We start from the raw sequence: 23,901 nt of genomic DNA, 5'->3' as shown, positions 1-23,901 counted from the left end.
TCGGGGTGCCCGGCCGGGGGGTCGGAACCGGGCGCGGGTCGGAACCGGGGTCAGGGAAGGACCTCGGCGACCGGGGCGTCGACCGAGTTGCGGTCGATCACCATGCGGCTCCCGCCGTACGACTCCGTGACATTGCCCGCGTACTGGTGGATCCGCCCGTACTCCCGCCAGGCCGAGGACGGCAGGACGGGCTCCGTGTAGAGCGCCGGGGTGCCGCGCCAGCGGGCGAACCAGAGCACCGACGGAAGGTCTCCGGTCCCTTCCGTCCGCTCCTTCTCCATGTGGCGGATGCCGGTCTCGACGCTGCTGTAGAAGCCGGGCAGATAGCCGAGACGGCGGACCTCGCGGTTCCACGCACGGACGAAGAGGAGGGTGGTGTCGGCGCAGGCCCGGTCGGTGATGCGGTAGGCCTCCATGTCGAGGTAGAGGGGGCTGGACGGTCCGATGCCCAGGGCGCGGGCCGCCTTCACGGCGTCCGCCCCTTCACGCGTGCCCTGGAGCCAGGGCGTGCGGCCGATGGGGACGTCCTTCTTGTGCTCGGCGAAGACGCACGGCGCCTGCGAGCCGACGAAGAGCGGCAGGAGCCGCCAGCCCAGGGCGTGGACCGAGGCGACCCAGTCCGGGGTGAGATGCCGCTGGGTGAGGCAGCCCCGGCCGCGACCGCCGAAGTAGATGCCGACGGCCCGGTACGGCGAGGCGCGCCACGCCTTCATCACGGCGAGGGAGGGCGCCTCGCAGGTGTCGAAGGCCTTGCCCGCGAAGGGGCGGTACGGGGCCCGGGCAGGGGCGCCGGGGGCCGCCGGGGCTCCCGGGGCGGCGGCCGGTGCGGAAGCGGCCGGTCCGGCCAGGGACGGGCCCGGGGGCGAGGGCGCCGTCGCCGGGGCGAGGAGCACGGCTGCGGTGAGCGCGGCCGCCAGGGCCGGGACCGTCGTCCGCGCCCGTAGGGACCGGCGGTGGGGCGGTACCGAACGGTGACGGGGCCGCGCCGAACGGTCGTGAGGCCCCGTCACGTCCTGAGAGCTGTCCATGGGGTGAGTGAAGAGCCACCCGCCCCGCACGGCCACCGCTCGGGCCCTCCCCTCAGCCGTCCGAGCCCAGGATCAACCCGGACGTGGGAACCCCGGTGCCCGCCGTGACCAGCGTCCTGGCGGCGCCGGGCACCTGGTTCACGGACGTGCCGCGCACCTGCCGCACGGCCTCGGCGATGCCGTTCATGCCGTGCAGGTAGGCCTCCCCGAGCTGCCCTCCATGGGTGTTCAGCGGCAGCGCGTCCTCCGCCACGAAGTCCGCAGCCTCGCCGGGCCGGCAGAAGCCGAACTCCTCCAGCTGCATCAGGACGAAGGGCGTGAAGTGGTCGTAGAGGATCCCGACGTCGATGTCGGCCGGTGCGAGCCCCGAGGTCCGCCACAGCTGCCGCGCCACCACCCCCATCTCCGGGAGGCCGGTCAGGTCGTCACGGTGGAAGCTGGTCATCGCCTCCTGACGGCGGCCGGCGCCCTGGGCGGCGGCGAGGACCACGGCGGGAGGACGGCGCAGGCCGCGGGCCCGTTCGGTCGAGGTGACGACGATCGCCTGGCCGCCGTCCGTCTCCTGGCAGCAGTCGAGGAGGCGCAGCGGCTCCACGATCCAGCGGGAGGCGGCGTGGTCGGCGAGGGTGACCGGCTTCCCGTGGAAGTAGGCGGCGGGGTTGCGGGCCGCGTGCCGGCGGGCGGTGACGGCGACATGGCCGAAGGCGTCGGGCGTCAGTCCGTAGGTGTGCAGGTACCGCTGGGCTGTCATGGCGACCCACGAGGCCGGCGTGAGCAGCCCGAAGGGGAGCTGCCAGCCGAGGGCGGCGCCCTCGGCGGAAGGCTCGCGCTGCTGGACGCCGGAGCCGAAGCGGCGGCCTGAGCGTTCGTTGAACGCGCGGTAGCAGACGACGACTTCGGCGACGCCGGTGGCGACGGCGAGGGCGGCCTGCTGGACGGTGGCGCAGGCGGCCCCGCCGCCGTAGTGGACGCGGGAGAAGAAGGACAGCTCGCCGATGCCGGTCGCCTGGGCGACGGTGATCTCGGGGCTGGTGTCCATGGTGAAGGTGACCATGCCGTCGACGTCGGCGGGTGTGAGCCCGGCGTCGTCGAGGGCCGTCCGCACGGCCTCGACGGCGAGCTTCAGCTCGCTGCGGCCGGAGTTCTTGGAGAACTCCGTCGCGCCGATGCCGGCGATGGCGGCGCGGCCCCCGAGCGCGTCGACCCCTCGGACGCTCATGCCGGGCCTCCCGGGCCGCGGGACGGGGGAGGGGCAGGGAGCGGGCCCGCGGGCGGGGTCGTGTCCGGGCCCGCGGGCGGGCCGGCGGAGGGGCTCGCGTACGGGCTGTGGGGCGGGGGCGCGTACGGACGCGCGAGCGGGCTCTCGTACCGGCTTCGGGGCGGGCGTGAGGGCGGGCTCTCGGCCAGGTGGAGGGTCACGGTGCCGGTGACGTGGTGCCCGAGGCCGTTGGCGCCGGTCACCCGGACCTGGGCCGTGGTGCCGTCGACCTCCGTGACGGTGCCGGTCAGCGTCATCGTGTCGCCCGGGTAGTTCGGCGCGCCCAGTCGTATCGCCACCTTGCGGAGCACGGCGCCGGGCCCGAAGTGGTCGGTGACGTACCGCCCCACCAGGCCGTTGGTCGTCAGGATGTTCATGAAGATGTCCGGAGAGCCCTTCTCCCGCGCGAGTTCGGCGTCGTGGTGCACGTCCTGGTAGTCGCGGGAGGCGACGGCCCCGGCGACGATCAGGGTGCGGGTGATCGGGATGTCCAGCGGCGGCAGTTCGTCCCCGGCCTTCACGTCGGTTCTCCGTTCGCGAGGAGGCCGCCGAGTTCGGCGAGGAGCGCGGTGCCGCAGCCGAGGTACGCGTCGAGCTGCCTGCCCCACAGGAAGTGCCGGTGCACCGGATGGTCGAGGTCCGCGCCCGTGCCGCCGTGCAGATGCTGCCCGGCGTGGACGACCCGCTTTCCGGCCTCGGAGGCCCACCAGGCGGCCGTCAGCGCCTGTTCCTCCACCGGCAGACCGTGGTCGAGCCGCCACGCCGCCTCGTAGGCGGTGACCCGGATCGCCTCGGTGTCCATGTGGGCGTCGGCGGCCCGCAGCTGCACCGCCTGGCGGGTGGCGAGCGGGCGCCCGAACTGTTCCCGGGCGGAGGTGTGGGCCACGGCCCGGGCCAGCGACCCCGCGCACACCCCGGCCTGGAGCCCGGCGAAGGCGATCCGGGCCATGGCCAGCACGTCCTCGTACGACCCCGGACCGCCGAGCCGCTCGCCGCGCGCACGGTGGAGGACGAGCCGGCCGGCGGCCCAGGGAGCGGTGAGCTCGACGGGCGTGACGACCACCGCCGGCGCCCCGGCCGCCCCGGCTACTCCTGGCGCCTCTCCAGCCTCACCCGTCCCGACTACTCCTAGCGCCTCTCCGGCCTCACCCACCTCTTCTCTCTTTCCAGCCTCACCCACCTCCTCCGTCTCTCGCGCAGCCATCTCCTCGGCGACGGGGACCAGCCAGAGGGTGTGCTCGTCGTCCGGTACGAGGACGTGCGTCGCGTCCCTCAGCCAGGGAACCCAGGCCACCTCGCCCGAAAGGCGCCCGTCGGGGCCGACGCGTACGGCCCCCGTGGCGGGGAAGGCACCGGTCGCCACCGACGTACCGTCCTCGAAGCCCGGCAGCAGCCGGGCGCGCTGCGTCTTCGTACCGTGGCGGGCGACGGCGAGGAGCCCGTACACACAGCTCGCCGTGAACGGCACCTGAGCGGTCGTCCGCCCCTGCTCCTCGGCCAGCAGTACCAGGCCCAGCAGCCCGGCCTCCCCGACCGCCTCCGGCAGCCCGGCCGCGCAGAGGGCCTTCCACAGCTCCGCGTCCGAGTCCGTGCCGGCCGCGGCGAGCCGTTCGTGCGTGGCGAGATCGCCGAAGATCCGCGCCGCCAGCCCGGCGGCGGCGGTCTGCTCCTCCGTCGCGGTGAAGTCCATGTCAGCCCTCACCCCCCACCGTCTCCGTCGCCGTCGCCCGGAAGACGGGCAACTCCAGCTCTTCGTCCGCCCGGAGGAACTCCAGCCGGACCGGCATCCCGATCCGCACCTTGTCGTACGGCACACCGACCACGTTGCTGACCATGCGGACGCCTTCGGCCAGTTCGATCAGGCCGACGGCGTAGGGCGGGTCGAAGGCGGGGAACGGCGGGTGGTGCATCACCACGTACGAGTAGACGGTTCCGGCCCCGCTCGCCTCGAAGGTGTCCCACTCCTGCGAGCCGCAGGCGTTGCAGCCGGGCAGCCAGGGGAAGCGCGGGGTCGCACACGCACCACAGCGCTGGACGAGCAGCCGGTGCGCGGCGACGCCCTCCCAGAAGCCGGCGTTGTCCCGATTGATCACGGGCCGGGGCCGCCGCGCCACCCGCACCCCCTCATCAGCGGCCTGCTTGCCGCCCTGCTCGCCGGCTTCCTGCCCGCCCTGCTTCGCGGCTTCCTGCCCGGCTCTCCGAGGGGCGTACTTGAGGATGCGGAAGCGGTGGGTGCCGGCGAGTTCGCCGCGCGTACGGACGTCCATGCGGGTCGTGACGAAGTACCCGGTCCCGAGCTTCGTGGTCTTGCGTTCCGAGACCGACTCGATCACCGCGTCGAAGGTGACGGGGTCTCCCGGACGCAGGGGCCGCAGGTACTCCTGTTCGCAGTCGGTGGCGACGACGGAGGTGTACCCGGCGGTGTCGAGGAGGGTGAGCAGCTCGTCGTACGCCCCGGATCGGCCGGTGTGGCCGGAGAGGCCGCCCATCGTCCACGCCTGGAGCATGGTGGGCGGGGCGACGGCGTCCGGTCCCGCGTACGCCGGATGGGTGTCGCCCATGGCCTCGCACCAGTGCCGGATCATCGGCTCGTTGACCGGGTCCTTGCCGATGCCTCCGGTGACGGCGGCGCGGCCTTCGTAGGACCTCAGCCGCTCGTACGGGTCAGGGAGCCCGGCGACGGAGGCCTCGGGACCGGTCGTCGAGCCGGGAAGGACGGCGCCCGGGCCCGAGGGTCCCGGGAGCCCTCGCGCGTGGATGGAGTCGGCGCTCATCGACGTCCCTCTCCCCTGTGCGTACGTCCCATGCCCAGCCGCATCGTGGCCACGATCTCGCGCTGCACCTCGCTCACGCCCCCTCCGAAGGTGTTGATCTGCGCGGCGCGGTTCATCCGCTCGAGCTCTCCGCCGTCGACCGCGCCGGGCGATCCCGCCCTGACCAGGCCGGCCTCGCCCGTGATCTCCTGGCAGATGCGGTACACCTCGACCGCCGACTCGGTGCCGGCGAACTTCACTCCGGCGGCGTCGCCCGGGGCGAGCCCGCCGGACCCCACGTCGGCGACAAGGCGCCAGTTCAGCAGGCGGGTCGCCGCAAGCCGGGCATGGGCCTCGGCAGCCCGGATCCGGACCCAGGGCTCGTCGAGGCGGCGGCACCCGGTCACCGGGTCGGGGTCACGGGCCCGGCGGAGCGCGGACCGGAAGAAGTCCTCGGCCTGCATGCCGATCGCGGCGAGGGCGACGCGTTCGTGGTTGAGCTGGTTGGTGATCAGGCTCCAGCCGGCGTTCTCCTCCCCGACGAGGTGGCCGGCCGGCACGCGGATGCCGTCGTAGTAGGTCGCCGTCGTGGTCAGCCCGCCGACGGTCTCGATCGGTGTCCACGAGAAGCCGGGGGCGTCCGTCGGGACGAGGAGGATGGAGATGCCCCGGTGCTTGGGCGCGTCGGGGTCGGTGCGGCAGGCCAGCCAGACCCAGTCGGCGTTCTGGGCGTTCGAGGTGAAGACCTTCTGTCCGTCGATCAGCCAGGAGTCGCCGTCCCGCACCGCCCGGGTCCGCAACGAGGCCAGGTCGGTACCGGCCTCGGGCTCGCTGTAGCCGATGGCGAAGACGAGTTCGCCGCGCAGGATCGCCGGCAGGAAGGCGGCCTTCTGCTCCTCGGTCCCGTACTTCATCAGGGTCGGCCCGACGGTGTTGAGGGTGACCATGGAGACGGGGGCGCCGGCCCGGTAGGCCTCGTCGAAGAAGACGAACTGCTCGTCGGCGCCGCGGCCCTGCCCTCCGTACTCCCGTGGCCAGCCGAGCCCCAGCATGGCGTCGGCGCCCATCCGGCGCAGCAGGGAGCGCTGGGCGGCGGTGTCGGTGGCGGGCGGGGGGCCGTCGGGCATCAGGGCGCGGAAGTAGGCACGGAGTTCGGCACGCAGCCGCAGCTGCCGCTCGGTCGGGGCGAGGTGCACGACGACGGGCCTCCCGGTTCGGCGACGAGTTTTCTGACTGTCCGTCAGATAAGTGACCTCTGTCAAGGTCACCGGCGGGACGCGCGTACGGGTAAGGCGGGTAAGACGGTCGGGGCGCGCGACGGAACGCGCGTACGGGCGCGGCGGGGAGACGTGCGCGAGGGCGCGGACCACGCGACCCTCACCGAGGGGCCGGAGGGCCGAGGCGCCTCCCTCCCTGCCTCCGGAAGGGCCGGCAGGCAGGCCGGCCGACGGGCCGACTACCTCTGGAAGAGCCCGCTGCCCACGTCCGAGGGCACCTTCTCGCGGACGGGGACGCTGTCCGGCCCCGGCAGCCGCGCGCCCGGGACCGGAACCGGCCGGACACGGTGCAGCAGCACCACACCGTCCTGGCGCAGGACTTCCCGGTAGCCGTGGTCCAGGAGGAGCGCGACGCGTTGCCGCTGCTCGGCGATCGTGGCGAAGGGGAAGGTGCGTTCGTCCACCCGCAGGAGCACCCAGTCGGCGCCGCGCGGGGTGGCGTCGACGAGGATTACGTCCGTACGGGCGGAGAGCCGCGGGACGACGGTGTTGTCCGCCTCCACGGTCGCGCCGTCGGGAATGCGCTCGGCCGCCACGGCCAGGGCGCGCTTGTCCGGACGGGGCTGCCAGGAGCCGGGGTTCACCAGGAGGCCGAGCCCGAGGCCGACGGCCGCCGCCGAGGAGAGGACGAACGCCGCGCCCGCCGACCACCGTACGAGGGTGTGGCGCCGGGCGCCGCGCCCGTGGAGGCGGGCGAGGGTCTCCAGGGCCGCCGTGAGGAGGATCGGCCACAGGAAGGCGTCGTAGTGGTTGATCACCGGCCAGTGGTTCGGGTTGTCGGACAGCACCCGCTCGGCCAGCAGGGGCACCGCGAGCAGGAAGGTGGGCGAGCCGACCGGCAGCAGCGCCAGGGTGCCGAGGATCCAGGCCAGCATGGCGATCTTGACGGCGGGGGTCACGGCGACCTGGAGGACCAGCCACGGCTCGGTCAGGACGCGGGCCAGCGCGGCACCCGGATCCGCTCCGAGGCGGCCGTAGGACCAGTAATAGCCGGGAGGGCTGCCCATGGCGGGCAGGAACCGGACGATCACGAAGGCCGAGATCGCCGGCCCCGCGACCGCCAGCGCGGCCCCCACGGCGCGTCCGGTGCGGTCGCCCGCGCGGTGGGCGCGGACCGCCAGGACGAGGCCGAACGCCCCGGCCACCAGTCCCATGTCCTCCTTGGTCAGACACAGCGCGACCGCCCACAGCGCCGCGGCGCCGTAGCGCCGGGCCAGCCCGCGCTCCAGCATCAGGAGCGTGACCGGCACCGCGAAGGCCACCTCGTGGAAGCCGGTGTACGAGGAGTTCAGGAGCGGCCACCCCAGCGCGTAGGCCGGCCCGGCGAGATCGGCCGCCCGGCGCACGACCTCGGGAGCCGCCCCGGCGAAGCAGTGGCGGGCGATCCGCCGGACCACCGGCACCCCGACGGCGAACAGGCCGGCCTGGGCGACGATGAGCGTCCGCGGGTCGTCCCAGACCCAGTAGAGCGGCGCGAGGAGGGCCAGGGCGGGGGTGAAGTGATCGCCGAGGAGCGAGAAGTCCGGCGGGAACTCGTGGTGCACGTTCTTGATGGGCGACCTGGGCAGTTCGAAGTCCGCGTAGGCGCGTACGGCCTGGTCGAATATCCCGAGGTCGAAACCGGTCACCCGCAGGGCCGTCCAGGACTGCAACCCCAGCCCGCAGCACACCAGGAAGCACAGCAGCACCGACGCGACCCCGCGCCACCGGCCGCCGCCCCTGGCCCCGACCGGCTCCCCGCCCGCCGCCCGACGGCTCTCCCCGGCCTCCTCCCGACGGCCACGCCCCGCCTCGACCGCCCCCGCTTCCCCACCGCCTCGCGGGCCGGGCACCTGGACGGACCCCTGCCACTGCGCCCACCCCGATCGGATCCCCATGCGCGGGACCCTACTGGGCCCCCGCCCGGCCACCGCGCGAGAGGGGTGGAACGACAGGAACCCCCGCCCGGCCGCGCCGGCCGACGCTTCGCACCATGGCTTCCCTCGGGAGGCGGGTGCGGTTCCCGCACCCGCACGCTGCGTGCGGGAAGACCCAGCCTCACTGCGCCGACCAGTCCGGACGGGGCCACTGCGACGGCGAAGACCAGCGGGCTCAACCAGGGGAGCGATGGGCAGTACACGACGGGCGACGACACCCGCGAAGCCGGGGGAAACCGCGGGAAGCGGCCGTGTCGATCGGGCGACGAGCGCGGAACGGCCCCTGACCGTTGATCCTGGTCAGGGGCCGTTCACCTGCGGTGGGTGTGGGATTTGAACCCACGGTGACTCGCGCCACGACGGTTTTCAAGACCGTTCCCTTAGGCCGCTCGGGCAACCCACCCCGCGCCGGCTCCCGTACGGAAGCGGCGCGGGGGACAGCCTAGCCGGTCAGTTGTCGCCCGTGCGTTCGCCGAGGGTGACCGTGGTCGTGGTCGTCTTGCCGTCGCGCTCGTAGGTGAGCTTGATCGCGTCGCCCGGCTTGTGGGTCCAGATCTCGCTGATGAGGGTCGGGCCGCTGTCGATCTGGCGGTCGCCGAAGCCGGTGATCACGTCGCCCGCCTTCAGGCCGGCCTTCGCGGCCGGGCCGTTGGGGGTGACCGACGGCGTGCCGCCCGCGCCCTGTTCGGCGATGGTCGCGCCCTCGCCCTTGTCGGTCATGTTCACCGTCGCGCCGATCACCGGGTACACCGGCTTACCCGTCTTGATCAGCTGCTCGGCCACGTTCTTCGCCTGGTTGACCGGGATCGCGAAGCCGAGGCCGATCGAGCCGGCCTGGGACTGGCCGAAGCCGCTGCCCGTCGACTGGATCGCGGAGTTGATGCCGATCACCGCGCCGCTCGCGTCCAGCAGCGGGCCGCCGGAGTTGCCCGGGTTGATCGAGGCGTCGGTCTGCAGGGCGCTCATGTACGAGTTCTTGCCGCTGGAGCCGTCACCCGAGGCGACCGGGCGGTTCTTGGCGCTGATGATGCCGGTGGTGACCGTGTTCGACAAGCCGAAGGGCGCGCCGATCGCGATCGTGGAGTCGCCGACGGCCACGCTGTCCGAGTTGCCGAGGGGCAGCGGAGTCAGCCCTTCCGGCGCCTCCTTCAGCTTCACGACGGCCACGTCGTAGCCCTCGGCCCGGCCCACCACCTCGGCGTCGTACGTCTTGCCGTTGGAGAAGGTCGCCGAGAGCGTGCCGCCCTCCGCCGCGGAGGCCACCACGTGGTTGTTGGTGAGGATGTGGCCTTCCTTGTCGTAGACGAACCCGGTGCCCGTGCCGCCCTCGCCCTCCTCCTCGCCCTGCGCGCCGCCGGACTTCGCCTGGATGGTGACGACGCTCGGCAGCGCCTTGTTGGCCACCGCCGCGACCGTGCCCGGGTCGCGCTTGAAGGAGGCCGGGGAGTCGCCCGCCGAGACCGTGGTCGAGCTCGAGCCGCCGTCGCCGCGCTCGGCGGCCCAGTAGCCGATGCCGCCACCGACGCCGCCGGCCACCAGCGCGGCCGCGAGGACCGCCGCCACGAGGCCGCCGGTCCGCTTGCGCGGGGCCGCCGGGGAGGCCGGGGCGGCGGCGCCCCACGCCGGTACGTTCGGCGGCGGCGGGGGCCAGCCGCCCGCCGCCCCCGAGGAGGCGTGCGCGGGAGCGCCGGCGGGCGCCTGGGTGTACGCCGCCGCGGGGCCGTGCGGCGGCGCCTCGGCCGGGGGTGTCACGGGCAGCGGCGCCGTGGCCGGCTCGGGCCGGGGGGAGGGTCCCGGAGCCGACTGCGGCACCGCTGCCTGCTCTGACGCGTCCACCGCCGGCGCGGGCGGCACGGGAGGGGTGGGAGGCGTGGGAGGGGCGGACGGGGCAGTCGGGTCCGCCGGAACCGCCGTGCCCTCGTTCTCGGTACTCACAGCTCTCTCCTCGTTTACTGCGCGGGTGGATGCGGGCTCTGTGTGCGAACAGCTTTTCCCACAGGGCGTCAGGCCACTGTAAGCCGGAGCTGTGCGTCCGCACGTCTTTCTTTATTTACGGACAGAACGGACCCGATCCGATACGACCGCTCCGCCAATGGCACCATGACGCGGTGACCCACGCACGGCAGCACACCGACCGCGGCCCCGCCCAGGTGGTCGCCCACCGCGGGGCCTCCGAAGACGCCCCGGAACACACCCTCGCCGCATACGTGAAGGCCATCGAGGACGGAGCCGACGCGCTCGAATGCGATGTCCGGCTCACAGCCGACGGCCACCTCGTCTGCGTCCACGACCGGCGTGTCAACCGCACCTCCAACGGCCGCGGCGCCGTCTCCGCCCTCGAGCTCGCCGATCTCGCCGCGCTCGACTTCGGCCTCTGGAAGGGCCGCGAGGAGGCGGGCGAGAGCCCGGACTGGAAGGATTCCGGCCTCACCTCCGTCCTCACCCTGGAGCGTCTCCTGGAGCTGGTCTCCGACGCCGGCCGGCGCGTCGAGCTGGCGATCGAGACCAAGCACCCCACCCGCTGGGCGGGCCAGGTCGAGGAGCGGCTGCTCCAGCTGCTCCAGCGGTTCGGCCTCGCCGAGCCGGCCGTCCCGGAGGAGTCGCCGGTGCGCGTGATGAGCTTCTCGGCCCGCTCGCTGCAACGGATCACGGTGGCGTCGCCGACCCTGCCCACCGTCTCCCTGACGCAGTTCGTCACTCCGCGGCTACGCGACGGGCGTCTGCCCCCGGGCGTGCGGATCGCGGGTCCTTCGATCCGGATCGTCCGCCACCACCCCACCGTGATCATGCGGCTGCAGAAGGCGGGACACCAGGTCCACGTCTGGACCGTGGACGATCCGGAGGACGTGGAGCTCTGCGAGCGGCTCGGCGTGGACGCGATCATCACGAACCGGCCGAAGCAGGTCCTGTCCCAGTTGGGGCGCCTTTAATCCCCTTCCCCTCCCGTATCGCCTCTTACGGGGAGTGCACCGGCGCGTTCGGACCGTACGCGATCGTCACGAGTGCGTCACCGCACGCGTATCGGCCGGTTTCCGGTCCAGTCCATTGGGGCATCCACACCGTGGCGTGGGGCAAAGGAGGTCTCGGGGGTGGCGTTGGTGGTGGCACAAGAAGTGCCCACGTCGTCGAGCATGGCCGTGCCTCATGGCCCTGCCGGCGTGGGCAAGGCGCGACACCGCATGCGGGAGCAGCTGAGCCGCAGCGGGATGTCGGAATCGGTCGTCGACGATGCGGTGCTGATCCTTTCCGAGCTCCTCAGCAACGCCTGCCGGCACGGCAGGCCGCTGGGGCGGGCGGAGATGGGCGACGGCGATGTGCGGGCCGCCTGGCGCGTCGACGACGCGGGCGGCCTGACGGTCGAGGTGACGGACGGCGGTGGTCCCACACGGCCCGTTCCGTCCACGCCCTCGGTCACCGCGCGCGGCGGCCGCGGGCTGAACATCATCAGCGCGCTCGCCCGGGACTGGGGCGTGCGGGACAGCGCGACCGGCGAGGTCACCGTCTGGGTGGTCGTCACGGAGGGCCATCGCCGCGAGGACTTCGCGGCCAGGGTCGGCGGCGGCTCGGGCTTCGATTTCCTGGACGCGTACGACGACCTGGACTGACGGGCGCGCGTCGCAGCGGCCGCAGCGCGGAAGAAAGCGCCGGGGATCGCCGGGGCGAAGCGCGCGGAACGCCGAGGAAAAGGAAAAGCGGCGGAAAGGCTCCGAGGAGGAAAGCCGCCGCCCCGCGGGCGGAAAGCAGCCGGAAATCCGCGGAAGCGGGGACGGCCGCCAAGCCCGGCCGATCCCGCGGAAGCGGCGACGGCTGCCGAATCCTGGCCACCCCGCAAAAGCGGCGACGGCTGCCGAATCCTGGCCGACCCCGCTGCCGCCGCCGGGCACCTGCCGGGCGCCTGACGGGCGCCTGACGACGTACGGACTACGCGGACTTCGCCGAAGCGTGCCGTACGAAGGGCGAAGCCTGAGGCCCGGGGCGCGTCCGTGCGGCTAGGCTCGCCCGACACAGAGCCGTGCACCGGGCACAGCACTGCACACCGCACTGCCGCTATCGGGAGAAAGCCACACCATGGCCAAGAAGCGCCCCCAGACGAAGGCCGCCAAGGCACAGGTCACGAACGGGGAGATCCCGGTCGTCGGCGCGCGCGAGCCGTGCCCGTGCGGATCGGGCCGCCGCTACAAGGCGTGTCACGGCCGGGCCGCCGCGCACGCCGTGACCGAGCTGGTCCAGCGCCCCTTCGAGGGCCTGCCCGGCGAGTGCGACTGGGTCGCACTGCGCGAGCTGGTGCCCGCCGCGACCGTCCCCCTCACCCTGAAGGACGGTCTGCCCGAGGGCGTCCCCTCGGTCACCCTCGCCACCGTGCTGCCCATGGCGTGGCCGGCGCTGCGCCGCGACGACGGCTCCGTGCTCCTCGCGCTCCAGAACGACTCGTCCTCCGGCGACCTCGCCCGCGACCTCGCCGACACCCTCCAGCGCGCCCTGGAAGCGGAGCCGGGCACGCCGGTCGCCGGCCGCCGAGTTCCGGCCGAAGGTCCGCGTCTGCAGGATCTGCTCGACCCGAAGGGCGATTTCGCGCCGGAGGTGCACACGGGCTTCGAATTCTGGATTCCGGAATCCGCGGACAACACCAACCCCGAGGTCGCGGCCTCTCTGGAGCGCGCCAACGCCGCGGCGATCCCCACCGTCAAGCTGACCGGTGTGGACGCGGCGTACTGGTGCGAGACCCCGGAGAAGAACCACCTCCGCTGGGTCATGCCGCACCCCGAGGAGAAGCTCCTCGACGCGCTCGCCCGCCTGCACGCCGCCGGGACGTCCTCGCTCGGCGACGACACCCGTCTCGTGGGCTCCTTCCGCGCCCACGGCCTGATGGTCCCCGTGTGGGACCTCCCCACGTCGATGGGTGCCGAGGAGTGCGAGAAGCCGGCCGCCGAGTTCGCCGAGCGACTGGCCGCGGCGCTGGCCTCGGACGCCCCGCTCACACCGGAGGAGCGCCGTGCCCGTGGCGGCCTCACCAACCGTCAGGTCACTCTCAGCTGATGCCCCGGTCGGCGGCGGTGACTGACTGACCGATCAGTCGGTGACCTCCGCCACAACTCCTCGCGCGGGCCGGAAAATCACTGTCCGAATAACCGAGATCGAATTTGCGAACCGCAGATCTCTTGTTACCGTTCTGGAAGCCCGGTCGCTGGTGCATCCCCCGTCGCCAGCGATCGGGCCTTCTCATGTCCGCGACCGGCCGCACGCCGGCCCTCCGGGCCCAACTGCCGCCTCATCCGGCAGGGTTGCTCCCCGAGCGCAGAAGCAGCGGCGTACTGGCCCCTTCTCCCGCTCCCGCGAATTCCGCGATCGCCGAATATGCCGAAGCCGCGCCCCTCGCAAGCTCCTTCGGCGTCTCGCACACCCCCGGTTCGTCCTGTGCCGTGACGGCACAGCGCACTTGTACGGTCCGCCCGCCGGGGCCCATCAGGGTGAGCACGGAGTCGAGCGCGCGGCCGGAGGCGTTGCGGTAGTACGTGCGGGCCCAGGTGTCGGGCCCCTCCGTCAGGAGGCAGGTCTGCGCCTCGACCCCGTCGGGAGACCTGAGCTCGGGGCCGCACCGCGAGGCCCGCGCCGGCGGATGCTCGGGAGCCGGCGCGGAAGTGGGGCCGCCGGCCGGTTCGGAGGCCGCGCCGTCCGGTCCGGAGGAGGCGTCCGCAGCGGAGGTGGCATCCGGAGCGGACCCGCCTTCCGGCCCGTCGGGGCCGAGCCCGAGCGCACGGTCACCGCCGTCGCGGCTCTCGTCCCCGCCGGCTCCGCGGTCGTCCGAGAGGAGCCCGCCGCCGGCCGCGGTCCTCTTCGTGCCCTCTGCGGGGCCCGGGCCGGCCGCCGGCCCCGCCAAGGCGGCCAGGGGCAGCAGCGTGGCGCACACCACGACGGCGCCGAGCCCGGTCATGCGGAGATTCATGGGACCACCTGCCCGGCCGGCTGCGACTCGTGAACGGTGCGCCGAAGATATCGGCGGATCGTGGGCGCGCGGCCCGCCGCGCGCCCGATTCCGCACAAGTCGGGCCGCCTCGCACCCGTACGGGTGACGCGGCGGCCCCCGACGGCCTCCGGTCGCCGCGCGGCGGGGCCGGCGCCGCGTCAGTAGGCGAGTCGGCTGCCGCCACCGGGGGCGCCGCGTCAGTAGGCGAGTCGGCTGCCGCCACCGGGGGCGCCGGTACTGGCCTCCACCAGGGCGTCCACCACCGCCTCCACGTCCGGGAGCCAGGGCCGGGCGGATCCGGCGAGGGGCGCGCGCTCCCAGCGCACCTGGCCGGTGCCCGCGACCGACGGCGGGAGCAGGAGGTAGCCGCCCTCGCCGTGGAAACGCAGCGAGCTGGGCACGCTGTCCTTCGCGTAGAGGAGTTCACCGAGCCGTTCGAGGCTGTACGGGGCGACGAGCAGCGACCACCGGGTCGGCGTCGCCACCACGGGGCCCAGCCTCATGCCCATCGCGTCGAGGGCGGTCAGGGCCCGCGCCCCCGCCACGGCCGGCAGGCTGACCGCGCAGGGCGCGCCGCCGCCGGTGGCCAGGAGGAGCGGAGCGTCCGGCCGGCGGGTCCACCACCAGCGGATCATGCGCTCGTCGGTGGTGGCCGCGAGCAGCCCCGGGTCGAAGGGGTGCGCGCCGGGCACCACGCATTCCGGGTCGGGGCAGGCGCAGCCCGCCCCTCTCGCCTCGTCGGAGGCGGCCGCGCCGCCTTCCGCCGTCCAGGTCGCCGTTCGCCTCGTCGCCCACGTCGCTGTCCGCGCCGCCGAGCGCGTCGTCGTTCGCGTCGTCGCCTTCAGCCCCACGCCGGGCAGTACGGGCCAGTCCCACTCGAGCGCGCAGGTGAGAGCCGCGTCGAGCTGGGCGGTCCTCTCCTTGCGCCGGAACCGGAGCCTGCGTCGCCTTCCGAGGATCTCGCGCATGCGCGCTCGTTCCTTTCCGTTGAACGCCGAATCCACATCACACCATGTGCAGATCACTTCACTGTGCGTATCAGCGCGTACAAGGTCGGTGGTTCGCCGCCCCGCGTCGATGGGGCGGGACGGACCGAGCCGCAGCTCGTCATCCACTCGGGCCACTCGAAACACGTTCCCCGCCACTCGGGGATGGGTGCGGCCTGCGGCGATGAAGACGCCCGGGCTCCGCGTCAGGTTCCGGAGCAGCTCCAACTGCCCCTGACTGTCACCGTTTACGTACCCGTCACGATCAGAATGACGCGCTTTCAAACGACGCCAGTCGACCGCAAAAGGTGCACGCCGTGGGCAATTTTCGGCCAACTTCCTCAGTAGTTCAACCCCTCTGCACGACCCCACAGACACCACAAGTCCCGTGGGGACAATGCTGGACATCGCTCCTCTTGTGCGTGTACATGTGGACGCATGGATAGCGGCGCAGAATGACATGGGGGTTTGCGATGCTATTGCGCGAAACGCACCAGTCGGAAAGCCGACAGCTATGAGCGCCCCTCACCTGCCGAAAGTGGCTGGAATCGATTCAACGGTTCCCTCTCCCACGCACACTGCGCCCCTCCCGGGCGTCCCCGCCGCGCCTCTCCCGCCCGGTGCGCTGATCCAGGACCGCCTGGCCTCCTGGGTCTCCGACCTCACCACCCTCCACGAACTCACCGAGCGCCTGGTCAGGACCGGTTCGCTCGACGAGGCCCTGCACGAACTGCTCCGCGCCGGAGCCACGCTCGTCGGCGCACGCCGCGGCATGGCGGTCCTCGAGCCGGCCGACGGACTCGGCCCGGCGACCACCGTCGGGCTCGGTCTCGCCCACGCCGACCTCGGCACCATCGAGACCGTCCCGCGCAGCGTCACCTCCTACGGCCGCATCCTGGAGGGCCTCCCCGATCCGGTGGCCGTCCCCGGCCCCATCGCCGTCCCCGACCTGCTCGGCGAGGCGGAACTCGACCCCCGCCACCGCGAGGTCGCCGCCCGCCTCGGCTATGCCGCCAGTTACGCCCTGCCGCTGGCGACCGAGGCCGCGGGCAGGCTCGGGGCCGTCGTCTGGCTGTACGACGAACCCGCCGAGCCCGTCGAACGCCAGCGTCACCTCGTCGGCCTCTACGGCCGCTACGCCACCGAGCACCTCGCCCGGCTCATCGAGCTCGAGCGCGCCCGCGCGCAGGCCGCCACCATCGCGGAGGAACTCCTCCCCAGCCGCCTCCCCCGCGTCCCCGGCGTCCGGCTCGCCGCCCGTCACCGCACCGGCCCGCACGGCGGCGGCGACTGGTACGACGCGCTCCCCCTGCCCGAAGGCGCCCTCGGGCTCGCCGTCGGCTCCGTCTCCGGGACCGGACCGAGCGCGCTCGCCGCGATGGGACGCCTGCGCGCCTCCCTGCGGGCGTACGCGGTGATGGAGGGCGAGGACCCCGTCGCCGTCCTCTCCGACCTGGAACTGCTGCTCCGGCTGACCGAGCCGGCCCGCTCCGCGACCGCGCTCTTCGCCTACGCCGAGCCGGCGCGGCGGAGGATCGTCCTGGCCGGGGCCGGGCACACCCCGCCGCTGGTCGTCGGCGAGCACCGCACCGAGTTCGTCGAGACCTCGCTGTCGGCCCCGCTGGGCATGCTCGCCTGCTGGGAGGCGCCGAGCGTGGAACTCGCCCCCGCGCCCGGAGAAACGGTGCTCCTCTACACCGACGGACTGCTCCGCCGCACCGGCGACCCCATGGACCGGGCCTTCGCCCGGCTGCACGCGGCCGCCGCCTCCGTACCGAAGGCGGACCGCGGTGACCCGGGCGCCGTCGCCGACCACGTCCTGCGGAGCATGCTGCCCGACGACCCGCACGCCCCGGATCCCGCGGGCGAGGACGTCGTCCTCCTCGCGGCCCGGTTCGACTGAGGCGGGCTTCGCCGCGACCTGTCCGCCCCGGCCCCGTACCCGTACCGCCTCCGGCGTCCCCGAATCCGCGGGTCACCGGCCGGTACCGGCCGGTAGGGGACGACCGGACTGCGGATGACTCCGGTAACAGGTCCTTCGACCCTGGGCCCCCTTCCGTACGACCGTACGATGGTGGGGGTTCAGTGTCGTACCAAGAGGAGGCAGACCCGTGGCCGAGGAGCTCACCCCGGAAACCCCGGAAGAGACCGAGGAGCCGATCAAGCAGCGCAAGAACGGCCTGTACCAGGGCGTCTCCGACGAGCTGGCCGAGAACATGAAGTCGGGCTGGGCCGACACCGAGCTGCACGACCTGCGGCCGATCCCCCAGGCCGAGCACACCGCCGCCCGCCGCGCCGCGCTGTCCGCGCGCTTTCCCGGCGAGCGCCTGGTGATCCCCGCGGGCAATCTGAAGACGCGCTCGAACGACACCGAGTACAGCTTCCGCGCCTCCACCGAGTACGCCTACCTCACCGGCGACCAGACCCAGGACGGCGTCCTCGTGCTGGAGCCTGCCAAGGCCGGCGGGCACACGGCGACGATCTACCTCCTGCCGCGCTCGGACCGCGAGAACGGCGAGTTCTGGCTCGACGGCCAGGGCGAGCTGTGGGTCGGCCGCCGCCACTCCCTCACCGAGGCCGAGCAGCTCCTCGGGCTTCCGGCCAAGGACGTGCGCGAGCTGCCCGCCGCCCTCGCCGAGGCCACCGGTCCGGTCCGCGTGGTCCGCGGCCACGACGCCGCCGTCGAGGCAGCCCTGACCGACAAGGTCACCGCCGAGCGCGACGAGGAGCTGCGCGTCCACCTCTCGGAGGCGCGGCTGGTCAAGGACGCGTTCGAGATCGCCGAGCTGCGCAAGGCCTGCGAGTCGACCGCGCGCGGCTTCGAGGACGTCGTCAAGGTGCTGGACAAGGCCGAGGCGACCAGCGAGCGCTACATCGAGGGCACGTTCTTCCTGCGCGCCCGCGTCGAGGGCAACGACATCGGCTACGGCTCCATCTGCGCCGCCGGCCCGCACGCCACGACCCTGCACTGGGTCCGCAACGACGGCCCGGTCCGCTCCGGCGACCTGCTGCTGCTCGACGCCGGCGTGGAGACCACGGAGCTCTACACCGCCGACGTGACCCGCACGCTGCCGATCAACGGCCGGTACACCGAGCTCCAGCGCAAGATCTACGACGCCGTGTACGAGGCGCAGGAGGCCGGCATCGCCGCGGTGAAGCCCGGCGCGGCCTACCGCGACTTCCACGACGCCGCCCAGCGCGTCCTCGCCGAGAAGCTCGTCGAATGGGGCCTCGTCGAAGGCCCGGTCGAGCGCGTCCTGGAGCTCGGCCTCCAGCGCCGCTGGACCCTGCACGGCACCGGCCACATGCTCGGCATGGACGTGCACGACTGCGCCGCGGCACGCACCGAGGCCTACGTCGACACGACGCTGGAGCCCGGCATGTGCCTCACCGTCGAGCCGGGCCTCTACTTCCAGGCCGACGACCTGACCGTGCCCGAGGAGTACCGGGGCATCGGCGTCCGGATCGAGGACGACATCCTCGTCACGGAGGACGGCAACCGGAACCTCTCGGACTCGCTGCCGCGCCGGTCCGACGAGGTCGAGGCGTGGATGGCCGGCCTGAAGGGCTGACGCTCCCGCCGCCCGTCGTCGGAGAAGCCCCCGCCGAACGGCATCGGCGGGGGCTTTCCCGTGTGCGCGTACGGGGAGGGGCGTGCGGGCCGCGGTCCCGTGCGCACGCGGAGGTTCAGGTGAGCGCCAGCGGGGCGTCCGCCCGCCATTTCACGATCTTGTCGAAGGTGACCACGGCCCCGCCCCGGGTCGTGCGGTTGCCGAAGTGGACGTGGTCGGCCAGCTCCTCGATCAGGCGCAGACCCCGGCCGTTCTCCTCGTCCTGGGCCGCCCGCCGGACCAGCGCGGGCTGTCCCGCCGGAAATCCGGGGCCCGAGTCGGCCACTTCGATGTGACAGGTCTCGCCGTCCAGGTACGCCGTCACGCGATACGCCTCCGAGGCGTCCCCGGTGTCCCCGGTGTTCCGGTCGCCGCCGTGTTCGACGGCGTTGGCGCACGCTTCGGTCAGGGCGACGGACAGCTCGAAGGAGATGTCCGGATCGACGCCGGCCGTCTCCATCGTGCCCAGCAGGAGCCGTCTGGCGAGCGGCACGCTCGCGGCCTCGCGCCGCAGATGGAGAGACCACCAGATGCTCATGCTCCAGCCTCCCGGCCGCGGCTCGACATACCGATACGTATTGCCGCCCTCGACCGTCCGTAAGCCCTCCGGGAGCACAACAGCGCTCGTTCGGCGGATGCACTCGCCTCGCGCGCCGGTGTATGTCGGTCCAAGACGCCCAAGTGTGATCTTCCGGACCTGCCGCATGGCCGTGGGGTGCCTGGTGCGATGATGGGCCCGCCATGTCTGCCCCCACGCTCGCCCCCCAGCTGCTGCGGGCCGCGGTGTTCGCCGCGGTCTGTGTCGTGCTGTCCGGCCTGGGCCACGCTCTGGCCGCCTGCGCGGGGATCGCCCCCTGGAGCGCGGTCGCCGGATTCCTGGGCGTGTTCGCGTTCGTGGTCCTCTTCACGGGCCGCGAGCGCTCCCTGCCCGCGGTCGTCGGGGCCCTGGCCCTCGGACAGTTCGGGCTGCACACCCTCTTCGCTCTCGGACAGCGTCCCTTCGGCGCCGGTTCCGCGACCGGCGGAGGTCTCGGCCCCGAGGCGAACGACGCCCTGATCCGCATGGCCGCCAAGCTGGTCTGCGGCGCGGGTGCCGCCTCCCTCAGCCCCGCCGACGCGACCCGGATCGTCACCGCCGCCGGTCTCGACCCGGCCGCGGCGGGAGGCCGTACGCACACCGCCCACATGGCGGACGGCGCCCAGGGGAGCGGGGGCCTGCTGCCGGACCTTCCCATGGCCCTCGGCCACCTGCTCGCCGCGCTCGCCATGGGCTGGCTGCTGCGCCGGGGCGACCTGGCCCTGCGCCGGCTCGGCAGGCTCTCGGCACAGGGAGCGACGGAGCTGGCCCAGGCCGCCCTCGTCCTCTCCCTGCGCGCCGCGCTCGTTCTCGTACGGGCGCTGCTCGCCGGGCTTCCGGGTGTTCCGGCGGCCGCATCGCGCCGCCCCGCCCGTACCGCGGTCGACGATCCGCCGCCGGTGGCGGAGGCACTCCAGCACACGGTCATCCGGCGCGGCCCGCCGGCCGCCGCCTGCGTCCTCGCAGCCTGACGCGGACCGTTCGCTCGACCGGAGCGGGTCCGCGGTCGTCCGCGCGTGCCCGGCCTCCCGGTCCTTCGGCGCGCCGGGCTCCCACCCATCCTCCTGAGCTGGAGTGTCTTCTGCCATGAACGTTTCCCGTACCGCTCACGCCTCCCGTACCGCTCACGCCTCCGGGGCCTCCCGTGGCTCCGGTGCCGCCCGCCTCTCCCGCGTCGCCGTCGCCGGGGGCATCGCCCTCTCCTCCGTCGTGCTGCTCTCCGGCCCCGCCTTCGCGCACGTAGGCGTCCAGCCGCAGGGCGAGGCCCGGCAGGGCGGCTACGCCACCGTCAACGTCAAGGTCCCCAACGAGCGCGACAACGCCTCCACCATCAAGGTCGAGGTCAACTTCCCGGCCGACCACCCGCTCGCGTCCGTGATGCCGCAGCCGGTGCCCGGCTGGACGCCCGTCGTCACCAAGGCCAAGCTCGCCAAGCCGCTGGAGCTGCACGGCAAGAAGATCACCGAGGCCGTCACCAAGGTCACCTGGACCGCCGACGGCGCCAAGATCGGCCCCGGACAGTTCCAGCAGTTCCCGCTCTCCCTCGGCCGCCTGCCGGAGGACACCGACCAGCTCGTCATCAAGGCCATCCAGACGTACGACAACAACGAGGTCGTCCGCTGGATCGAGGAGCCGAAGGAGGGCGCGGGCGAGCCGCAGAACCCGGCTCCCGTGCTGAAGCTGTCCGCGGCCACCGATGACCACCACGGCGGCGGCACGGCGGCCGACGGCAAGACCGACGGCGCCAAGACCGAGGACAAGGCCGGTCACGACGAGAAGGCGGGCGACACCGCCCACGCCGAAGCCGCCGGGTCGGGTGACAGCGACACCACCGCCCGTGTGCTCGGCGTCGTCGGCATCCTCGTCGGCATCGCGGGCGTCGCCTTCGGCGTGCTCGCCGGTCGCCGCCGCTCCGCCTGACGCCGGAGCCCGATCCTCTTCCCGAGAGAGAACACATGTCTGTCCAGAAGAACAACGAGCGGAACGACGGGCGGAACGACGAGCAGCCCCGGCCCGGCCGGCGCGCTCCCCTGATCGCCGCCGCCGTCGCGATCGTCGCCGCCCTCGGTGTGACCGCCGCCGTCGGCCTCGCCGGCGGTGACGACACCAAGACCGGCGCCGGAACGTCACCGGTGGCCGAGGTCTCCTCCGACACCGCCACCGACAAGGCGGCGACGGTCCTCGACCGCCCCTTCGCCAAGCCGGACCTCGTCCTCACGGACACCAAGGGCCGGCCGTTCGACCTGCGCGAGCGCACGAAGGGCAAGCCGACCCTGATCTACTTCGGCTACACCCACTGCCCCGACGTCTGCCCGCTGACGATGAGCAACATCGCCGTCGCCAAGAAGCAGCTCCCCAAGGCGGACCAGGACAAGCTCCAGGTCGTCCTCGTCACCACCGACCCCGAGCGGGACACCCCGGCCGAGCTCGGCAAGTGGCTCCCCGCCGCCGGCGACCCCTCCTTCATCGGTCTCACCGGCGACTTCTCCACGATCCAGGCGGGCGCCCGCCAGATCGGCATCGGCATCGACCCGCCGAAGAAGGAGAAGGACGGCACCGTCGTCTCGATGCACGGCGCCCAGGTGATCGCGTTCTCGCCCACCACCGACCAGGGCTACGTCCTCTACGGCGAGGACACCACGGTGGACGACTACGCCAAGGACCTGCCGAAGATCATCAAGGGGGAGAACCCGTGACCCGTCGCACCACCTGTACCACCCGCACCACCTGTACGCCCCGCACCACCCGCTCCCTCACCCTGCTCGCCGTCGGCGCGCTCGTCCCGGCGCTGGCCCTGACGGGGTGTTCGTCGCAGACCAAGCCCGAGCTCGAGGTCACCGGCGCCTTCATGCCGCAGCCCGTGATGGACATGGCCGGCGGCTTCCTCACCATCAGGAACGACAGCGACACGGCGGACAAGCTCACCTCCGTCACCAGCCCCCTCTCCGACGACGTCCAGATCCACGAGACGAAGGACCAGAAGATGCGGGAGGTGCAGTCCTTCGACATCCCCGCCAACGGTGAGCTGAACCTGGAGCGCGGCGGCAGCCACATCATGTTCATGGGCATCAAGCAGAAGCCGAAGCAGGGAGACAAGGTCAGCATCGAGCTGCACTTCGAGAAGGCCGACCCCATCACGGTCGAGCTTCCCGTCGAGGCCGCCACCCACAACCCGCAGCAACACTGAGCCAGTCGAGGGACTGACACATGCCAGCCACCGCCCCGCGCCTCGGAACCGCCCTGACCCGGCTGCTGCTCGTCGCGGCCGCGCTCCTGGGCGCGTTGCTCGCCGCCGCCGCGCCCGCGTCCGCGCATGCCGCGCTCACCGGCAGCGACCCGCAGGACGGGGCGGTGGTCGCCACCGCCCCCAAGGAAGTCAACCTCACCTTCTCCGAACAGGTCGCCATGAGCGACGACTCGATCCGGGTCCTCGACCCGTCGGGCAAGCGCATCGACACCGGCGAGATACGCGACCTGTGCAGCGGATCGATCGTCCGCTACGGAGTGGGCCTCCGCTCCGGCCTGCCGGAGGGCACCTACACCGTCGCCTGGCAGACCGTCTCCGCCGACAGCCATCCCATCGCCGGCGCCTTCACCTTCTCCATCGGCGCCCCGTCCCAGACCTCCGTCGCACTCCCCGACCAGGAGCCGGGCGGCGGCCTGGTCGGCGCGCTCTACGGCATCGCCCGCTACCTCTCGTACGGCGGTTTCGTCGTCCTCGTCGGCGGCGGCGCCTTCGTCCTCGCCTGCTGGCCGCGCGGAGCGGGCCTGCGGCCCGTGCAGCGGCTCGTGGTCCGGGGCTGGCTGACCCTGACCGCCGCCACCCTGGTCATGCTGCTCCTCCGCAACCCGTACACCGGGTCGGGAGAGCTCGCCGACGCCTTCGACCTGGGCGGGCTCAAGGCCGTCCTGGAGACCAAGACCGGCGCCGCGCTGATCTCCCGGCTGATGCTCCTGGGGGCGGCCGCGCTCTTCGTCGCCGTGCTCTTCGGGGCCTACACCAAGCGGACGGACGAGAAGGAGAAGAAGGACCTGACGTTCGGCCTCGCCATCGGCGGCGCGGTCGTCGCGGCGGGGATCGCCGGCACCTGGGCCCTCGCCGAACACGCCTCCACCGGCCTCCAGCCGGGGATCGCGATGCCCGTCGACATCCTGCACCTGCTGGCGGTCGCTGCCTGGCTGGGCGGACTGTCGGCACTGCTCGTCGCCCTCTACCGCACGCCCGACATCGAGCGCGCCGCCGTGGAACGCTTCTCGAAGGTGGCCTTCGCGTCGGTCGTCGTGCTGGCGGCGACGGGCCTCTACCAGTCCTGGCGCCAGGTCGGCTCGTGGTCGGCCCTGACCGGCACCTCCTACGGGCGGCTCCTCCTGGTGAAGATCGGTCTGGTCGCCGTCCTGGTGGGCATCGCCTGGGTCTCGCGCCGTTGGACCCGGCGACTGGGCGCACCGACGACGACCGCCCTGGCGGCGGAAGAGACCGACGCGGAAGAAACCGAGCCGGAGGCGGTTACCGGGGAAGCCGGTACGGAG

At 73.2% G+C, this 23,901-nt stretch carries 20 protein-coding genes, 1 tRNA gene and 1 pseudogene; 10 read left to right on the top strand and 12 right to left on the bottom strand.

Going from position 1 to position 23,901, the window contains the following annotated elements; translation table 11 throughout:
- Positions 1–50 precede the first annotated feature (50 nt).
- The 9 genes and pseudogenes from AB0K65_RS02400 to AB0K65_RS02360 all read right to left on the bottom strand — a co-directional run bounded on the left by AB0K65_RS02400 (position 51) and on the right by AB0K65_RS02360 (position 10,167).
- Positions 51–1,028, bottom strand: a complete 978-nt coding sequence (locus AB0K65_RS02400) for a DUF1906 domain-containing protein (RefSeq protein ID WP_365713436.1) — start codon at positions 1,026–1,028, stop codon at positions 51–53.
- A gap of 52 nt (positions 1,029–1,080) precedes the next feature.
- Positions 1,081–2,247 carry a lipid-transfer protein gene (locus AB0K65_RS02395; RefSeq protein ID WP_365713434.1) on the bottom strand — a complete coding sequence of 389 codons (1,167 nt, stop codon included), beginning with the start codon at positions 2,245–2,247 and terminating at the stop codon, positions 1,081–1,083.
- A 191-nt stretch (positions 2,248–2,438) separates the two neighbouring features.
- A pseudogene (locus tag AB0K65_RS02390) lies at positions 2,439–2,807 on the bottom strand (MaoC family dehydratase); the annotation flags it as partial.
- Entirely contained in the window at positions 2,804–3,976 is a 1,173-nt protein-coding gene (locus AB0K65_RS02385; RefSeq protein ID WP_365713432.1) for an acyl-CoA dehydrogenase family protein, read from the bottom strand. The gene AB0K65_RS02385 and the pseudogene AB0K65_RS02390, both read right to left, overlap by 4 nt.
- 1 nt (position 3,977) lies before the next feature.
- The gene (locus tag AB0K65_RS02380) at positions 3,978–5,060 is read right to left on the bottom strand and encodes an OB-fold domain-containing protein (RefSeq protein ID WP_365713430.1); all 1,083 of its coding nucleotides are present in this window, start codon (positions 5,058–5,060) and stop codon (positions 3,978–3,980) included.
- Complete coding sequence (locus AB0K65_RS02375; protein WP_365713428.1) at positions 5,057–6,235, bottom strand: acyl-CoA dehydrogenase family protein; 1,179 nt, start codon at positions 6,233–6,235, stop codon at positions 5,057–5,059. Before AB0K65_RS02375 ends, AB0K65_RS02380 begins: the two co-directional genes overlap by 4 nt.
- Before the next feature lie 260 nt (positions 6,236–6,495).
- Complete coding sequence (locus AB0K65_RS02370; RefSeq protein ID WP_365713426.1) at positions 6,496–8,193, bottom strand: DUF2079 domain-containing protein; 1,698 nt, start codon at positions 8,191–8,193, stop codon at positions 6,496–6,498.
- 357 nt (positions 8,194–8,550) lie between these two features.
- Positions 8,551–8,635 (bottom strand) — tRNA-Ser (locus AB0K65_RS02365).
- Positions 8,636–8,682: 47 nt separating this feature from the next.
- Positions 8,683–10,167, bottom strand: coding sequence for a trypsin-like peptidase domain-containing protein (locus AB0K65_RS02360; RefSeq protein WP_365713424.1), 1,485 nt, complete (start codon positions 10,165–10,167; stop codon positions 8,683–8,685).
- A gap of 173 nt (positions 10,168–10,340) precedes the next feature.
- On the opposite strand from AB0K65_RS02360, the gene AB0K65_RS02355 reads away from it, so the two are divergent.
- The 3 genes from AB0K65_RS02355 to AB0K65_RS02345 all read left to right on the top strand — a co-directional run bounded on the left by AB0K65_RS02355 (position 10,341) and on the right by AB0K65_RS02345 (position 13,269).
- Positions 10,341–11,162, top strand: coding sequence for a glycerophosphodiester phosphodiesterase (locus AB0K65_RS02355; RefSeq protein WP_365713422.1), 822 nt, complete (start codon positions 10,341–10,343; stop codon positions 11,160–11,162).
- A gap of 72 nt (positions 11,163–11,234) precedes the next feature.
- Positions 11,235–11,837 carry an ATP-binding protein gene (locus AB0K65_RS02350; RefSeq protein ID WP_365713420.1) on the top strand — a complete coding sequence of 201 codons (603 nt, stop codon included), beginning with the start codon at positions 11,235–11,237 and terminating at the stop codon, positions 11,835–11,837.
- A 463-nt stretch (positions 11,838–12,300) separates the two neighbouring features.
- Entirely contained in the window at positions 12,301–13,269 is a 969-nt protein-coding gene (locus AB0K65_RS02345) for a DUF5926 family protein (RefSeq protein WP_365713418.1), read from the top strand.
- Between the two features lie 232 nt (positions 13,270–13,501).
- On the opposite strand, the gene AB0K65_RS02340 is transcribed toward AB0K65_RS02345, so the two are convergent.
- A complete protein-coding gene (locus AB0K65_RS02340; RefSeq protein WP_365713416.1) occupies positions 13,502–14,176 on the bottom strand; it encodes a hypothetical protein in 675 nt (224 codons plus the stop codon).
- 218 nt (positions 14,177–14,394) lie between these two features.
- Positions 14,395–15,165 (bottom strand): bifunctional DNA primase/polymerase, encoded by a 771-nt coding sequence (locus AB0K65_RS02335; protein WP_365713414.1) that lies wholly within the window; start codon positions 15,163–15,165, stop codon positions 14,395–14,397.
- 415 nt (positions 15,166–15,580) lie between these two features.
- On the opposite strand from AB0K65_RS02335, the gene AB0K65_RS02330 reads away from it, so the two are divergent.
- Both AB0K65_RS02330 and AB0K65_RS02325 read left to right on the top strand, forming a co-directional pair.
- A complete protein-coding gene (locus AB0K65_RS02330) occupies positions 15,581–17,086 on the top strand; it encodes a PP2C family protein-serine/threonine phosphatase (protein ID WP_365713412.1) in 1,506 nt (501 codons plus the stop codon).
- Positions 17,087–17,294: 208 nt separating this feature from the next.
- Complete coding sequence (locus AB0K65_RS02325) at positions 17,295–18,755, top strand: aminopeptidase P family protein (RefSeq protein WP_365713410.1); 1,461 nt, start codon at positions 17,295–17,297, stop codon at positions 18,753–18,755.
- Positions 18,756–18,870: 115 nt separating this feature from the next.
- Here AB0K65_RS02325 and AB0K65_RS02320 read toward each other — a convergent pair whose 3' ends face one another.
- Positions 18,871–19,332, bottom strand: coding sequence for an ATP-binding protein (locus tag AB0K65_RS02320; RefSeq protein ID WP_365713408.1), 462 nt, complete (start codon positions 19,330–19,332; stop codon positions 18,871–18,873).
- Positions 19,333–19,535: 203 nt separating this feature from the next.
- Between AB0K65_RS02320 and AB0K65_RS02315 the strand changes: the two genes are divergently transcribed.
- The 5 genes from AB0K65_RS02315 to AB0K65_RS02295 all read left to right on the top strand — a co-directional run.
- On the top strand, positions 19,536–20,342 hold the full coding sequence (locus AB0K65_RS02315; protein WP_365713406.1) for a hypothetical protein: 807 nt from the start codon (positions 19,536–19,538) through the stop codon (positions 20,340–20,342).
- A 115-nt stretch (positions 20,343–20,457) separates the two neighbouring features.
- On the top strand, positions 20,458–21,291 hold the full coding sequence (locus tag AB0K65_RS02310; protein ID WP_365713404.1) for a YcnI family protein: 834 nt from the start codon (positions 20,458–20,460) through the stop codon (positions 21,289–21,291).
- 35 nt (positions 21,292–21,326) lie between these two features.
- Complete coding sequence (locus tag AB0K65_RS02305) at positions 21,327–22,067, top strand: SCO family protein (protein ID WP_365713402.1); 741 nt, start codon at positions 21,327–21,329, stop codon at positions 22,065–22,067.
- A 62-nt stretch (positions 22,068–22,129) separates the two neighbouring features.
- Positions 22,130–22,558 carry a copper chaperone PCu(A)C gene (locus AB0K65_RS02300; RefSeq protein WP_365713663.1) on the top strand — a complete coding sequence of 143 codons (429 nt, stop codon included), beginning with the start codon at positions 22,130–22,132 and terminating at the stop codon, positions 22,556–22,558.
- A 20-nt stretch (positions 22,559–22,578) separates the two neighbouring features.
- The coding region (locus tag AB0K65_RS02295; protein WP_365713400.1) for a copper resistance protein CopC at positions 22,579–23,901 on the top strand (1,323 nt) is incomplete at its 3' end.

It is taken from the genome of Streptomyces sp. NPDC053755, from assembly GCF_040677675.1.
Classification (GTDB): Bacteria; Actinomycetota; Actinomycetes; order Streptomycetales; family Streptomycetaceae; genus Streptomyces.
The sequence above is the reverse complement of the archived record's forward strand: the minus strand, read 5'-3'. Positions and strand labels throughout refer to the sequence as shown.

What these genes read in the sequence shown, in the direction of transcription:
- AB0K65_RS02345 (WP_365713418.1), top strand. Translation starts at nt 12,301, where the DNA reads ATGGCCAAGAAGCGCCCCCAGACGAAGGCCGCCAAGGCACAGGTCACG.
- AB0K65_RS02320 (WP_365713408.1), bottom strand. Translation starts at nt 19,332, where the DNA reads ATGAGCATCTGGTGGTCTCTCCATCTGCGGCGCGAGGCCGCGAGCGTG.
- AB0K65_RS02330 (WP_365713412.1), top strand. Translation starts at nt 15,581, where the DNA reads ATGCTGGACATCGCTCCTCTTGTGCGTGTACATGTGGACGCATGGATA.
- AB0K65_RS02385 (WP_365713432.1), bottom strand. Translation starts at nt 3,976, where the DNA reads ATGGACTTCACCGCGACGGAGGAGCAGACCGCCGCCGCCGGGCTGGCG.
- AB0K65_RS02400 (WP_365713436.1), bottom strand. Translation starts at nt 1,028, where the DNA reads ATGGACAGCTCTCAGGACGTGACGGGGCCTCACGACCGTTCGGCGCGG.
- AB0K65_RS02340 (WP_365713416.1), bottom strand. Translation starts at nt 14,176, where the DNA reads ATGAATCTCCGCATGACCGGGCTCGGCGCCGTCGTGGTGTGCGCCACG.
- AB0K65_RS02335 (WP_365713414.1), bottom strand. Translation starts at nt 15,165, where the DNA reads ATGCGCGAGATCCTCGGAAGGCGACGCAGGCTCCGGTTCCGGCGCAAG.
- AB0K65_RS02315 (WP_365713406.1), top strand. Translation starts at nt 19,536, where the DNA reads ATGTCTGCCCCCACGCTCGCCCCCCAGCTGCTGCGGGCCGCGGTGTTC.
- AB0K65_RS02380 (WP_365713430.1), bottom strand. Translation starts at nt 5,060, where the DNA reads ATGAGCGCCGACTCCATCCACGCGCGAGGGCTCCCGGGACCCTCGGGC.
- AB0K65_RS02310 (WP_365713404.1), top strand. Translation starts at nt 20,458, where the DNA reads ATGAACGTTTCCCGTACCGCTCACGCCTCCCGTACCGCTCACGCCTCC.
- AB0K65_RS02305 (WP_365713402.1), top strand. Translation starts at nt 21,327, where the DNA reads ATGTCTGTCCAGAAGAACAACGAGCGGAACGACGGGCGGAACGACGAG.
- AB0K65_RS02370 (WP_365713426.1), bottom strand. Translation starts at nt 8,193, where the DNA reads ATGGGGATCCGATCGGGGTGGGCGCAGTGGCAGGGGTCCGTCCAGGTG.
- AB0K65_RS02395 (WP_365713434.1), bottom strand. Translation starts at nt 2,247, where the DNA reads ATGAGCGTCCGAGGGGTCGACGCGCTCGGGGGCCGCGCCGCCATCGCC.